The sequence below is a fragment of the Allomuricauda sp. F6463D genome (genome assembly GCF_023015965.1).
In the GTDB taxonomy this organism is placed as follows: domain Bacteria; phylum Bacteroidota; class Bacteroidia; order Flavobacteriales; family Flavobacteriaceae; genus Flagellimonas.
Map to the genome: position 1 here is coordinate 420076 of NZ_JALKAN010000002.1, position 12925 is coordinate 433000.

Annotated in this window: 13 protein-coding genes; 7 read left to right on the plus strand and 6 right to left on the minus strand. The window is 38.3% G+C overall.

The window, feature by feature from the left end; genetic code table 11:
• Nucleotides 1-81: 81 nt before the first annotated feature.
• Nucleotides 82-1080: a sugar phosphate isomerase/epimerase family protein gene (locus tag MWU56_RS10370; protein WP_247044280.1), complete on the minus strand. Its 999-nt coding sequence runs from the start codon at nt 1078-1080 to the stop codon at nt 82-84.
• A 136-nt stretch (nt 1081-1216) separates the two neighbouring features.
• Here MWU56_RS10370 and MWU56_RS10375 point away from each other — a divergent pair, with 136 nt between their 5' ends.
• The 4 genes from MWU56_RS10375 (at nt 1217) to MWU56_RS10390 (ending at nt 7396) form a co-directional block, all read left to right on the plus strand.
• The gene (locus tag MWU56_RS10375) at nt 1217-2935 is read left to right on the plus strand and encodes a GMC oxidoreductase (RefSeq protein WP_247044282.1); all 1719 of its coding nucleotides are present in this window, start codon (nt 1217-1219) and stop codon (nt 2933-2935) included.
• A complete protein-coding gene (locus tag MWU56_RS10380) occupies nt 2935-3588 on the plus strand; it encodes a gluconate 2-dehydrogenase subunit 3 family protein (RefSeq protein ID WP_247044284.1) in 654 nt (217 codons plus the stop codon). Before MWU56_RS10375 ends, MWU56_RS10380 begins: the two co-directional genes overlap by 1 nt.
• A gap of 1090 nt (nt 3589-4678) precedes the next feature.
• Nucleotides 4679-5413, plus strand: coding sequence for a LytR/AlgR family response regulator transcription factor (locus tag MWU56_RS10385; RefSeq protein WP_247044286.1), 735 nt, complete (start codon nt 4679-4681; stop codon nt 5411-5413).
• A 57-nt stretch (nt 5414-5470) separates the two neighbouring features.
• Nucleotides 5471-7396 (plus strand): tetratricopeptide repeat protein, encoded by a 1926-nt coding sequence (locus tag MWU56_RS10390; RefSeq protein ID WP_247044287.1) that lies wholly within the window; start codon nt 5471-5473, stop codon nt 7394-7396.
• On the opposite strand, the gene MWU56_RS10395 is transcribed toward MWU56_RS10390, so the two are convergent.
• Nucleotides 7389-7958: a DUF3109 family protein gene (locus MWU56_RS10395; protein ID WP_247045230.1), complete on the minus strand. Its 570-nt coding sequence runs from the start codon at nt 7956-7958 to the stop codon at nt 7389-7391. The two genes, MWU56_RS10390 and MWU56_RS10395, sit on opposite strands and share 8 nt — an antisense overlap.
• A 119-nt stretch (nt 7959-8077) precedes the next feature.
• Here MWU56_RS10395 and MWU56_RS10400 point away from each other — a divergent pair, with 119 nt between their 5' ends.
• Nucleotides 8078-8662: a MarC family protein gene (locus MWU56_RS10400; protein WP_247044289.1), complete on the plus strand. Its 585-nt coding sequence runs from the start codon at nt 8078-8080 to the stop codon at nt 8660-8662.
• Nucleotides 8663-8671: 9 nt separating this feature from the next.
• Nucleotides 8672-8872, plus strand: coding sequence for a hypothetical protein (locus MWU56_RS10405; RefSeq protein WP_247044291.1), 201 nt, complete (start codon nt 8672-8674; stop codon nt 8870-8872).
• A gap of 1 nt (nt 8873) precedes the next feature.
• Here MWU56_RS10405 and MWU56_RS10410 read toward each other — a convergent pair whose 3' ends face one another.
• From MWU56_RS10410 to MWU56_RS10425, 4 genes are all read right to left on the minus strand, one after another.
• Nucleotides 8874-10502, minus strand: coding sequence for a S41 family peptidase (locus tag MWU56_RS10410; protein WP_247044293.1), 1629 nt, complete (start codon nt 10500-10502; stop codon nt 8874-8876).
• A gap of 15 nt (nt 10503-10517) precedes the next feature.
• Complete coding sequence (locus MWU56_RS10415) at nt 10518-10955, minus strand: deoxycytidylate deaminase (RefSeq protein WP_247044295.1); 438 nt, start codon at nt 10953-10955, stop codon at nt 10518-10520.
• Between the two features lie 86 nt (nt 10956-11041).
• Nucleotides 11042-11626, minus strand: coding sequence for a HupE/UreJ family protein (locus MWU56_RS10420; RefSeq protein WP_247044298.1), 585 nt, complete (start codon nt 11624-11626; stop codon nt 11042-11044).
• 12 nt (nt 11627-11638) lie between these two features.
• The gene (locus MWU56_RS10425; protein ID WP_247044305.1) at nt 11639-12376 is read right to left on the minus strand and encodes a TerB family tellurite resistance protein; all 738 of its coding nucleotides are present in this window, start codon (nt 12374-12376) and stop codon (nt 11639-11641) included.
• 123 nt (nt 12377-12499) lie between these two features.
• Here MWU56_RS10425 and MWU56_RS10430 point away from each other — a divergent pair, with 123 nt between their 5' ends.
• Nucleotides 12500-12910: a BrxA/BrxB family bacilliredoxin gene (locus tag MWU56_RS10430; protein ID WP_247045232.1), complete on the plus strand. Its 411-nt coding sequence runs from the start codon at nt 12500-12502 to the stop codon at nt 12908-12910.
• Nucleotides 12911-12925: the final 15 nt, after the last annotated feature.

Sequence of the window (12925 nt, forward strand, 5' to 3'; positions counted from 1 at the left end):
TGATGTATTATTTTGCTGTTACAATAATAATTGTGATCCGGAATTTGTTAAAAAAACCTTTCATCTTTTAAACCAGATGGATTATTCCAATATTCTTTCCAATAATTTTTTGGTTGCCAAAATCCCTTCTTCCTCGCTCATCTCTGATCCTTCATATTCCACACCTACAAAACCTTCGTAACCTGCATCCAAAACAATGTCCATTATTCTTGGATAATCCACTTTGGTTTCATTTCCTTCTTCATCAAAATTATAAGATTTGGCACTTACACCTTTGGCATATGGCATCAATTCTTTGGTTCCCTTATAACGGTCGTATTCTTCCAAGCATTTAGACGAATAATAATCCCCGGCTTCTCTTTTTATACAGAAATTGCCAAAATCTGGCAAAGTGCCACAATTGTCCATTCCCACTTGCTCCATAACCTCGGCCAATAGTTGCCCATTGGAGGAAGGCCCTCCATGGTTTTCTACTATAATATTGATGTTCTTATCCTTCGCGTAGGTAGCCAATTGCGTAAGTCCGGCAACAGAAGCCGGCATCCATACTTCGGGTTCCATGCTTCCGTTCAAGTTTACACGAATAGAGTGGCAGCCTAAGGCGGCAGCGGCATCTACCCATTTATAGTGGTTTTCAACGGCTTCTTTTCGTTTGGCTTCATCGGCAACTGCGATATCCCCTTGTCCATCTACCATGATCAATAGGTTTTTTAAACCATATTTCTCACTTTCAGTTTTGCTTTTTTCTACCCAGTTGTCCATGGCTTCTTCAGAAAAATTAGCAGCTTGTAGTTCCTCATAATATAGGCCGCTCACATATTCCAGCCCTTCAAAGCCCCATTCACTGGCTTTCGCTGCAAAAGTGTATGGATCTACACCTTCTTCTAAAATCATTTTATGGATGGACCATTGTGCCAAAGAGAGTTTAATCTCTGCTTTTGACTCATCATTGGTCACTTCTGCTACAATGTTCTCTTCAGTTGTTTCTTTTTTAGGATTTTGTTTACAGGAATAAAATCCTAAAAAAGCCATTACAATTAGCGTGATAAAACTTTTTTGTGCTAAACTACTTCTGTTCATATTTTTATATTAGTTAATTTCGATAAGAATCCAAAAACTACAACGTTATAGTGCTGAATTCCCAATAAACATAGGGATTAAATGTAGAAAATTAATTTAATAATTAATACATTTAGCAATTAAACAATCCGAATAAATGAGCAAGTTTTATTACAATCAGGAGCAGGAATCCTATGATGCCATCGTGGTAGGAACGGGTATCAGTGGAGGTTGGGCTGCCAAAGAGTTGTGCGAAAATGGCCTCAAGACTTTGGTCTTGGAGCGTGGACCCATGGTAAAGCACCGTGAGGATTATCCCACAGCTAATATGGATCCTTGGGATTTTCCCCATGGAGGTAAAGCCACACGAGAAGATATTGAAAAACAAGAAAAACAATCCAGGACAGGATATACTACCGGAGCTGCATCCAAACACTGGTTTGTGAACGATTTGGAACATCCTTACAACGAAACAAAGCGTTTTGATTGGATGCGTGGCTACCATGTTGGTGGTCGTTCCATTATGTGGGGCCGCCACAGTTACCGTTGGAGCGATATTGATTTCTCGGCAAATAAGAATGAAGGCATCGCTGTAGATTGGCCTGTTCGTTACAAGGATATAGCACCATGGTACGATAAAGTTGAAAGTTATATCGGAGTTTCCGGTGAAAATTTAGGCTTGCCTCAATTACCTGATGGAAAGTTTGAACCTATGATGGAACTCAATTGCGTAGAGGACCATGTGAGAGATAAAGTTGCTGAAAATTTTGATGGTCGGGTAATCACCGCAGGAAGGGTAGCACATATTAACAGTGACAAACAATTTGACGGTGATGGTCGTGTACGTTGCCAATTTAGAAATAGATGTATTAGAGGATGTCCGTTCGGAGCATATTTTAGCAGTGTTTCTTCAACCCTGCCCGCTGCGGAGCTTACAGGAAACATGACCCTAAGACCAGATTCCATTGTACACGAAGTGATTTATGATGCAAATACTAAAAAAGCAATTGGGGTCAAAGTTATAGATCGGGAGACGAAAGAAGAATTCGAGTTCAAGGCTAAAGTAATTTTCCTTTGTGCTTCGGCCATTTCTTCCACTTCTATTTTAATGCAATCCAAATCAGATAGGTTTCCAAATGGTTTGGGGAACGATTCAGGTGAATTAGGCCACAATGTAATGGACCACCATTTTTTGGTGGGCGCATCGGGTAAATTTGACGGATACGAAGACAAATATTATAAAGGCAGAAAACCTAATGGCATTTATGTGCCACGATTTAGAAACCTAGGTGGCTCCAGTGATATGAAAGACTTTGTTCGCGGCTACGGTTACCAAGGTGGAGCCGGAAGGGGCAATTATGAAGAATTGGTCGCCGAAGCTTCTTTTGGTAAAGACTATAAAGATGCTGTACTCACTCCTGGAGGATGGACGATGAACATGCTTGCTTTTGGTGAAATCCTACCTTACCACGACAATAAAATGACATTGGATTACGATAAAAAAGACCAATGGGGCTTACCTACCGTAACTTTTGATGCAGAGATTCGTGAGAATGAGATCAATATGCGAAAGGACATGCAAGAACAAGCTGTTCAAATGTTGGAAAAGGCCGGTGCAAAAGATATTACCCCTTACGATAACCCTTATGCCCTTGGACTTGGGATTCACGAAATGGGAACTGCCCGTATGGGTCGCGACCCAAAGACTTCTGTTGTAAATGGATACAACCAAGTACACGGATGTAGTAACGTATATGTGACCGATGGTGCCTTTATGACCTCTGCTAGTTGTGTAAACCCGTCTTTAACCTATATGGCATTTACGGCAAGGGCAGCTAACCACGCCGCCCAAGAACTTAAAAAAGGAAATATATAATGGAAAGAAGATCAGCACTTAAAAATATGGGGTTGGCTTTCGGTTATGCCGTGGCCACGCCCACATTATTATCAGTACTACAAAGCTGTAAAAACAAACCAGCTTATGCCGAATGGGCACCAAGTTTCCTTAGCAAAGAACAGGGGTATGCCATGGCACAAACGTTGGATGTAATACTGCCCAAAACAGAAACGCCATCAGCGACTGAAATGAATGTACATGTATTTATCGATGCTTACTTGGATGAAGTTATGCCATTGGAGCAAAGAGATTTTGTCATCATGAAAATGAACAATTTCTATGATAAAGTTTTGTTAGATTCAGGCAAAAGCACTTTGATGGATATTGAACCCGGAGATATTGAACCTGCACTTGGAATGTATTTAAAAAAACGCACCGACCAAGAAGAAGAATTGCAGACCGAAGCCATTATGAGTTATATGCAAGCCATTATGGAAGGCGGGGAAGCTACCTTGGATGATGAGATTGCTCGTATATCCTTTGCTCATGAACTTAGAGATTTGGCAACTTGGGCCTATAAAAATACAGAATATGTTGGTGAAGAAGTCTTGGCTTATTTACCCATACCTGGTGAATATATTGGCTGTGAAGATGTTAACACATTGACCAGTGGTAAAGCTTGGTCACTATAAGTTTTGATTAATTAGAATTGTAAAGCCTCCCTTATCGGAGGCTTTTTTTTATGCTTTTTTACAAAAAAACCTCGGAATGTTCTATTGTGGGGTGAACTTATCCGAGGTATTAAATCAATAAACACTATCACAAGTACCGAAAATATCAGTACGCTTACACCATTTATTTTTGACCGTTATTCTATAGTACCTTGAGTTTCATCTATAGAAATCAAATGTTATACTATATGGTCAAAAAATGGAATTATTGTGGACAAGATTTTAACGTCTTGAACAACTGGTGCAAATATTTAAAAATGCCTTGAAATTTAAAAGGCTCCTGTGCTATATATGGCGCAAAGTTTTTAACACAAAATGTTGACATCTAGGCGTGTTAACTGTATTTCGAAGCTATGGAAGTGTATTTGTAGAAAACAAAAAAACCGAATAAGTAAACTTACCCGGTCTCTCTTTTATGATGAACTGTGTTATATTACCAAGAGTACGGCCCCTTCAATCATGCTCATTCAAAATCCTTTATTGTCCTAGGTAGTTCCCCCGAAACCTAAAATCAAATCAGATTGTGACCAAACTGAAGATATAATCGTGCAAGCGGTTAATACAATCAAAAGATTGGTTGCTTTGGCCGTACAATTATTGGTAATACAAAATTTATAAGAGCAAACAATACGGTTACAAGATTACTTCTTTGCAACTACATTATTCCAATCCGAACTTAATTCGGCACTATTCTTTTCTGAAACGGCGGCAAAAATCAAAGCCACTATCAAAATCAGGAACAATATTGTACACTTTTTCATTTTATGGTTATTTAAGTTCTCCTTAAATTTTTGACATGCCAAATATATATTACAAAGGACCTTAGATATGAGGTCGATGTATAAACTGCACTTTTTTATGTATAATCGGTTTTTTGTTTCTGAGGTTTGTAGCCAAAATCCGTAGTGTTCACAAGTTAGTCACTTAAAACGGTGAGTATTTCCCTTGATTTTACTTTTTATACCAACTATACGTGCTGAAGATCCATTAACACATAATTTTAGTACTATATAAGGAATAATTCTAAATTTGATATTACCTATACCATATTATGCTAGAAGCTGTAATAGTTGATGACGAAATCAAGGCCTTACAGAGTTTAAGTTGGGAACTTACCAACCTAAGCGATGAAGTCCATATTGTTGCATCCTTTACCGATGCACGCGAAGCCCTGGCCTATTTGGAGCAAAATACACCTGATTGTTTGTTTTTGGATATTGAAATGCCGGCGATGGATGGGTTTCAGTTTATAAAAAACCTGAAGAACAAGGATTTCCCCGTTGTTATCACTACTGCCTACAACCAATATGCGCTGCAAGCATTAAAGAACGAAGCTATCGACTATCTTCTAAAACCGATTGATTCGGACGATTTGGAAGAAACCATTGCAAAAATAAAAAAGTTCAATGCCAAAAACCTGACTGCTGATCGGTTAGAAAAAATATTGCTTAACTTCAACGCAGAATCCCAAAGCAAAAAAATAACCATCAACACGGATGGCAAATTGGTTTTTTTGAACAGTGAGGAAATTTTGTATGCAGAGTCTGATGGCAATTACAGCACCATTTTTTTGACTAATGGACAAAAAATCTTACTTACCAAAAAACTAAAAGAGGTAAATGCACTTTTACCTGATAGCAGCTTTTTTAGGATTCATAATTCTTATATCATCAATCTGAACAAAATAAAAGAGTTTCTTAAAACAGACGGTTACGTAGTTTTGGAATCCAATCATAAAATCCCAGTTTCCCGACAAAAAAAATCTGATTTTTTGGACAAGCTTTAATCCCACAATGTTCCCGTGCCTATAGAAAATTTTAAACAGATCGGAAGCCGACATCGAATGCAAAGAACCATCTTGTTTTTTCTATTGCTTTTATTCGGTTTTCAAGTATTGCCTGCGCAGGAGGTTCCAGAGGATTTTATTGAAAAAGCTAAAGCACTTGTCCAACTCCAACCCAAGACCTATGAGTCTTTGGACAAGGAACTTTCTTCTGACAAAAGGGATACTACCCTGTTACGGTATTTCACCAATTTGAGCAAGGAAAAAAATTACCCAGAAGGTCAGGCTTATGCCCTGAACCAGTTAGGTATGAAATACAGGAATATTTCGCAATACGAAAAAGCGGCAAAACTACACGAGCAGGCACTGGCCATTTCCGAGAAAGCAAACAATATCGATTTTAGGGTTCTTAGTCTAAATATGCTCGGAGTAGTTCACAGACGTACGGATGCAATAAAAACTGCTTTAGACTATAACCAACGTGCATTGGAATTGGCCGAACAGATAGAAAACCCTTCCAACCACATTAAAAGAAGCATTAATGTTGCCCTAAATGGCATAGGGAACCTTTATCAAACGCTTGAACAGTATGATTTGGCTATTTTACAGTTCGAAAGAGCCTTAAAGTTAGAGGAAGAACTTGACAATAAACTTGGATTGGCAATAAATCATCAAAATATTGGACATTGTCTGGAAGAAAAAGGCAATCTGGAAGGCGCTCTTGAAAACTATAGAAAATCATTGGCTTACAACGAAGAAATTGATTCCAACATTGGTCGTGTAATCTGTAAGAACAGTTTGGCACAAATTTATCTAAAACAAGATATGCCGTACTTGGCCTTGGTGCTTTTGGAACCATTACTGGAAGAGTCCAAAAAGATAGGTGACTATTCTATAACTTCTTTGGTCTTTATCAATACAGGGTGGGCCCACACCAAGTTGTCCAATTATGACCAGGCAGAAAAGTATATTCAGGAAGGTCTAAAAATGGCCCAAAACCGAAATATTCCCAGTAATATCCTTTATGGGCACGAGAAATTATCAGAACTTGAGAACACTAGGGGCGACTTTAAAATGGCGTACGAGTATTATAAAAAAGCTGATGAGTACGACAAACAAATTTCCAGCGCTACCAATCTTCGTTACATGAACGATATTATTGTTAGATACGAAAATGACAAGAAAAACAACCAAATTGCTGTTCTCGCCAAAGAAAATGAGATAGTTCGCCTACGATTAAAAAAGAACCAAACCACGCTCTTGGTCAGTGCATTGATCGTTGGGCTTATATCATCCATCCTTTACATTCTATATCGCCAATATGAGAGTAAAAACGAAAAAAGGGTCCTTACCTTGGAGCAAAAAATGTTGCGCAGTCAAATGAACCCACATTTTTTGTTCAACTCCTTAAACTCTATCAAACTTTATATCATAAACAATGAACAAAAAAACGCGGTTCATTACCTCAACAAATTTTCTAAGCTAGTGCGAAAAATTTTGGAAGCTTCCTCCCAAAAAGAAATTCCATTATCGGAAGAATTGGGCACTATGGAACTTTATATGAATATTGAAAATATTAGGTTTTCCAACGAAATCGACTTCAAAATAGAGGTTGAGGAAAACATTAATGTTGATAACATCAAAATTCCTTCGTTAACTTTACAGCCCTTTTTGGAAAACTCTTTATGGCATGGATTATCGCCAAAAGATGGGGATAAAAAAATACGGATAAATGTAAAGCACAAGAACAAAGGGCACGTTTCCATAGAAATTGTTGACAATGGCGTGGGCAGAACAATGGCAGAGGTAAACAAGGAAAACAGAGTGCTTAAAAGAAAATCTTTGGGCATACACATTACCAAGGAAAGATTGGCCAATTTTGCCAAAGATTATCAAAACAAATTTGATGTGGCCATTATGGATCTATTCGACGAAAATGGAAACCCAAAAGGGACCAAAGTGATTTTGGATATACCTACTATTTGATATTTTCGGCAGCTACCTCTTCCAATTCTCGATACCAAGCTTTTCCAAACTTTTTAATAAGGGCATCTTTAACAAACTTATATATGGGCACTTTTAGCTCCTCGCCCAATGCACAGGCAGGGTCACAGATTTCCCATTTATGGTAATTTACAGCTGTAAATTCCGAGTATTCCCTGGTTCTGATCGGGTATAAATAACAAGAGATAGGTTTTTTCCATTTCGTGGCTCCAGCTTCATAAGCGGCTTCCAAACCACATTTTGCAATTCCATCTTTGGAAAAAATCACGTAGGCGCACTCGTTTTTGTTTATCAAAGGGGTTTCCCACTCACCGTCTTCACCTTTTACAAAGGCTCCTTGTTCTTCAATTGCATTAATTCCTTCAGGACGTAAAAACGGTTTCACATCCTGATAAATATTGACCAGCTTATCCGTCTCCGAATCATCTAAGGGAGCTCCATACTCGCCACCAACACAACAAGCTCCTTTACAGGCGTTTAAGTTGCAAACAAAGTCGTTTTTCAATATCTCTTCCGATACAATAGTTTTCCCTATCTGGAACATATGGCCATCTACTTTTGGGGCAAAGGTAATTGAAAACAAAAAATTGGTGATTTATAAACATTTATTTAATCCAAAAGTAATTTTTAAACGTAAATTTGCCGTCCGAAAAAAACAACGAAATGAATTTTGACATTAAAGAAATTGCTACCGCTGGAATGATTTTGTTTGCCGTTATCGATATTTTAGGAAGTATCCCTATAATTTTATCGTTACGAAGCAAAGTGGGTCACGTGCAATCGGAAAAAGCTTCGATTGTGGCAACTTGTATTATGATTGCTTTTTTGTTTGTTGGGGAGAGTATTCTTTCGTTGATCGGCATCGATGTAAACTCATTTGCCGTAGCAGGTGCTTTCATCATCTTTTTCCTTGCCATTGAAATGATTTTGGGCATAACCCTTTACAAAGACGATGAGCCGGAAACTGCATCTATTGTGCCGATAGCTTTTCCTCTTATAGCTGGAGCGGGAACCTTGACTTCCATTCTGTCCCTACGTGCGGAATATCAAGTAGAGAACATTATAGTAGCCATAATTATAAACGTTATCTTTGTGTACATTGTATTAAAATCCAGTGCCAAAATTGAGCGTATATTGGGAAAAAACGGGCTTAACATCATACGGAAAGTTTTCGGTGTTATTCTATTGGCGATTGCGGTAAAGCTATTTGCCACCAATATTAACGAACTTATGACACACAGTGCGTAAAACATTAATATGAACAGGACTTTTGCTATAGTAATAATTATACTTGCGTTGGGGCTTATTGCATACAATGTGACCATGGTTGATTTTGAAAACCCGATTCAGGGTGATAGTACCATTGCCTTAATTGGGATTTTGGCTTCATTATGTGCCATAGTCCTTATGATGATTTCCTTGACTTCAAAAAAGATTGACAAGAAGCTCAAAAAATAAATTAAGGCTTAACTTCCACAACACCAAGTTGGGATTGGTCTATATCGGCTTTGTCCAATACTTTCACTTTTTTAAGCATGGGGTCATACTCCCCTTTAATTTGCGCTGAAAGGTTTGGCGAGTATAGTTGCTCCGCAATATTGGCCTTTAAATAAGCCTTTATCTTATCTTCATAGGCATAGAAGTCCAGTTTTATCTTGCGATCTAGCACAAATTGGATAAACCTATCAAAGAGGATGTCATCAACGGTAAACTCATCTAAAAATTGATTTTGGGTATATCCATCATACAGGGTTCTGTCCTCTTCCAAATGCTCGAACACAAACCGGGCAAAAAATTGATAGGTATCGTCCATACTTTCAATGGCTTCTTCCTGATTACTTCCAATGGGAACAAAAACATCTGGAATAATACCGCCACCACCATAAACAACTTTACCTTTTGGTGTTACAAATTTTAACGAGTCGGCAACCTTAATGCTATCTGCAGAAGTCAGCTCTCCATTATTATAGCGCTCCATAAATCTTTTATAATAATCATGGTTGCCATTTTTATATGATCTTTGGATAGACCTTCCGGTAGGTGTGTAGTATCTAGAGATGGTCAATCTTACGGCAGAGCCATCCCCCAAATCCATTTCTCGTTGCACCAAACCTTTTCCGAACGAACGCCTGCCCACAATGGTCCCTATATCGTTATCCTGCAATGCTCCTGCAATAATCTCACTGGCAGAAGCAGAACGCTCATTAATCAACACATACACCGGTTTATCCTCAAAGTCTCCTTTATTTGTGGCATACGCTTTTTTTATCCTACCTTTTTTGTTCTTGGTAAACAAGATCAGCTTATCCTCTCTTAAAAACTCATCGGCCAATTTCTCGGCAATACCTAAATAACCTCCAGGGTTGTCCCTTAGGTCCAAAGTTAATTTCTCCGCTCCTTTCAATTTCAATTTCCTGAGCGCATCTTTGAATTCCTTAAATGTAGATTCTGCAAAACGGTTTATTTTGATGTATCCCATTTCGTTGGTAAGCATATAATAAGCTTCCACACTCCTGATTGGAACCCGATCGCGTACCACGGGAACTTCCATTATTCTATTTTCTGTTTTTCTAAAAACCTTTAAATTGACTTTGGTACCGATTTTACCTTTTAAGTTAGATACCACATCATCATTGGCAATTCTCCTACCATAAAGGGTGTCTCTATCTGCCATTAAGATCCGATCACCGGGTTTTATCCCGCTAATATAACTTGGGCCGTTCTTAATTGTTCTTATTACGGTAATTGTATCCCTAAACATATAAAAGCTCACACCTATCCCTGCAAAATCACCTTTCATACTTTCCGCGACATCTTCCATTTCATCTTTTGAAATATAGACAGAATGTGGATCTAGTTTTCCCAGGATATTGTTCACGGTTACATCTACAATACTATCGGTATCCACATCATCCACATATTCGTAGTCGATATAGTCAATGAGTCGATTAAGTTTGTCTTTTTTGGAATTGGTGGAAAACAGTTTCTCCGGAGAATCGTTAAAATGGAGTTTGCCTCCTATAAAAATACCGAGAGCCACCGCCAAAGCAAGTAACGTGGGCCAAATATATCCTTTGATTTTTTTCATATAGCAATGATGGTATTAAACCATTTCTTCCAAAACGGGCAAATGGACAATCTCTACCCCTGCCCTTTCCAGAAATTTTATTCCAGAATCGTCTTTGTATGCATTCTGGTATACCACACGTTTTATGCCAGCTTGGTGTACAAGCTTGCTACATTCCCTGCAAGGTGATAAAGTAATGTACAGCGTGGCGCCTTCACAAGATTGTGTAGATGAGGCAACTTTAAGGATGGCATTGGCCTCGGCATGCAGTACATACCATTTGGTGTAACCATCATCATCTTCACAAAAATTTTCAAATCCGGTCGGAGTTCCGTTGTATCCGTCGGAAATTATCATTCTATTCTTAACTATAATGGCTCCTACTTGTCTCCTTTTACAATAAGATAGTTTGCCCCATTCTAGGGCCATTCTCAAATACGCTTTATCGTATTTTTCTTGTTTGCTCGCCTTCATTTGTCCGAAAAACGGTGATAATTAAATAAATATACCTGCTTTAAAAGACCCTTACAACCTTATTTGATAAAATTTAACCTAAGTCCCTACATAGGGAACGTTGCAATTAGTAAGGGTATTGTAATGGCAATGATCAAAATCGAGGCAACGGCGATATAAATTGAGCGTTTTACTTTTAATAAATCCATTACGATATACGCAATGGCCAGAACAACTAAAATTATTGTTACTTGGGACAATTCAATACCAGTTGCAAAACCCAATAATGGCGTTATTTTATCTTCTTCTTCGGCCATTAGCATTTTAAAGTAGTTGGAGAACCCAAAGCCATGAATTAATCCAAAGAAAGCGGTAGCTAAAATGTGAAGAAAAAGTCCAACATTCAAAGCTTCTTTATAAACATATGCAAAATTGAACAGGGCCGTTAACAAAATGGTGACCGGAATTAAAAATTCTATGAGACCCACATCCATAGTAATCACTTCATATACGGACAAAGCCAAGGAGACGCAATGGGCTACGGTAAAGATGGTAGCCAAGATCAACACTCGCTTCCAAAACCTAAATGTAAAGGGCACAGCCAATGCAGATAGAAATAAAATATGGTCGTAGGCACCTAAATCCAGTACGTGGTCAAGTCCAAGTTTAATATAAAACAAAAATTCTTCCATAATTATTAATGATTAAGATATTCCTCTTTCCTTTTGTATGGTTTCATAAGCCTTTTGTACTTCCTTGAATTTTTCTTCAGCTCCATTCCGGATGGCCTCATTTTCCGTAACCACACGGTCTGGATGGTATTTTTTGGCCATGGTACGATAGGCTTTTTTTACTTGATCATCCGTAGCTGACTTTTCAATTTCCAAAATTTTATAAGCATTGTCGGCGGATTTAATGAACATGGCCATAATGCTTTCAAAATCGTGCTGTCCAATTTGCAGATAGCCAGCAATTTCCCTTAGTTTTTGTATTTCTGCGCCACTAACCTGGCCATCGGACTGGGCAATACCGAACAAAAAATGCAACATTTGCAACCGAACTTCATATCTAGTACGCTGCACCATAAAATTGCATATCCGTTGGGTGGACAACTCCCTTTTTTTGATAACTTCATTGAATGTCCTGAAAATGGCATTGGCCTTTTCCTTGCCATAAGTGCTCAAAAAATACTGTTGCACATAGTTTAGTTCCCTTTGGTTAACCTTACCATCCGCCTTGATTATTATGGAGCAAAGGGACAATAAATTCAATTCAAAATCTGCCGGGGAAACCGTTTGTTTATTCAGGTCCTTAAATACGGATCGAGATTTACTACCGGAACCGCCCAGATTATCCAATAAAGTTCCCACGATAAAGCCTAAAATGGCTCCGGGAAATCTAAATAAAAAATAACCGAGAAAAGCGGCTATCCATTTAATCATACTTCAAAATTTAAACCCCAAATATAGGGGTTTGAGGAGTAACCATAGCGTTAAGCAATGTTAAGGGTGATGAAAAAAACCGCACAATACCGTATCTTTGAGGTTCTAATTAAAATGAAGTCTATGTATCCAGAAGAATTAGTAAAACCTATGCGCGAAGACTTGGCCGGAGCCGGGTTTGAAGAATTACATACAAGTGAAGCTGTTGAAAATGCATTGAAAAAAGAAGGAACTACTTTGGTAGTGGTAAATTCTGTTTGTGGTTGTGCAGCAGCAAATGCAAGACCTGCAGCCAAGCTAAGCTTGCAGAACAGTAAAACTCCGAACAATTTAGTAACTGTTTTTGCTGGTGTGGATATGGATGCTGTTACAACAGCAAGAAATCATATGATGCCTTTTCCCCCATCTTCTCCAAGCATGGCGCTGTTTAAGGATGGAGAATTGGTCCACATGATCGAAAGACACCACATAGAGGGGAGACCTGCTGAACTTATCGCGGAAAACTTGATGGAAGCTTATAACGAGTTTTGCTAAAATCAAGTAAAATAA

Coding starts and splice junctions, on each gene's coding strand:
- MWU56_RS10370 (WP_247044280.1), bottom strand. CDS start 1,080: ATGAACAGAAGTAGTTTAGCACAAAAAAGTTTTATCACGCTAATTGTA.
- MWU56_RS10375 (WP_247044282.1), top strand. CDS start 1,217: ATGAGCAAGTTTTATTACAATCAGGAGCAGGAATCCTATGATGCCATC.
- MWU56_RS10380 (WP_247044284.1), top strand. CDS start 2,935: ATGGAAAGAAGATCAGCACTTAAAAATATGGGGTTGGCTTTCGGTTAT.
- MWU56_RS10385 (WP_247044286.1), top strand. CDS start 4,679: ATGCTAGAAGCTGTAATAGTTGATGACGAAATCAAGGCCTTACAGAGT.
- MWU56_RS10390 (WP_247044287.1), top strand. CDS start 5,471: ATGCAAAGAACCATCTTGTTTTTTCTATTGCTTTTATTCGGTTTTCAA.
- MWU56_RS10395 (WP_247045230.1), bottom strand. CDS start 7,958: ATGTTCCAGATAGGGAAAACTATTGTATCGGAAGAGATATTGAAAAAC.
- MWU56_RS10400 (WP_247044289.1), top strand. CDS start 8,078: ATGAATTTTGACATTAAAGAAATTGCTACCGCTGGAATGATTTTGTTT.
- MWU56_RS10405 (WP_247044291.1), top strand. CDS start 8,672: ATGAACAGGACTTTTGCTATAGTAATAATTATACTTGCGTTGGGGCTT.
- MWU56_RS10410 (WP_247044293.1), bottom strand. CDS start 10,502: ATGAAAAAAATCAAAGGATATATTTGGCCCACGTTACTTGCTTTGGCG.
- MWU56_RS10415 (WP_247044295.1), bottom strand. CDS start 10,955: ATGAAGGCGAGCAAACAAGAAAAATACGATAAAGCGTATTTGAGAATG.
- MWU56_RS10420 (WP_247044298.1), bottom strand. CDS start 11,626: ATGGAAGAATTTTTGTTTTATATTAAACTTGGACTTGACCACGTACTG.
- MWU56_RS10425 (WP_247044305.1), bottom strand. CDS start 12,376: ATGATTAAATGGATAGCCGCTTTTCTCGGTTATTTTTTATTTAGATTT.
- MWU56_RS10430 (WP_247045232.1), top strand. CDS start 12,500: ATGTATCCAGAAGAATTAGTAAAACCTATGCGCGAAGACTTGGCCGGA.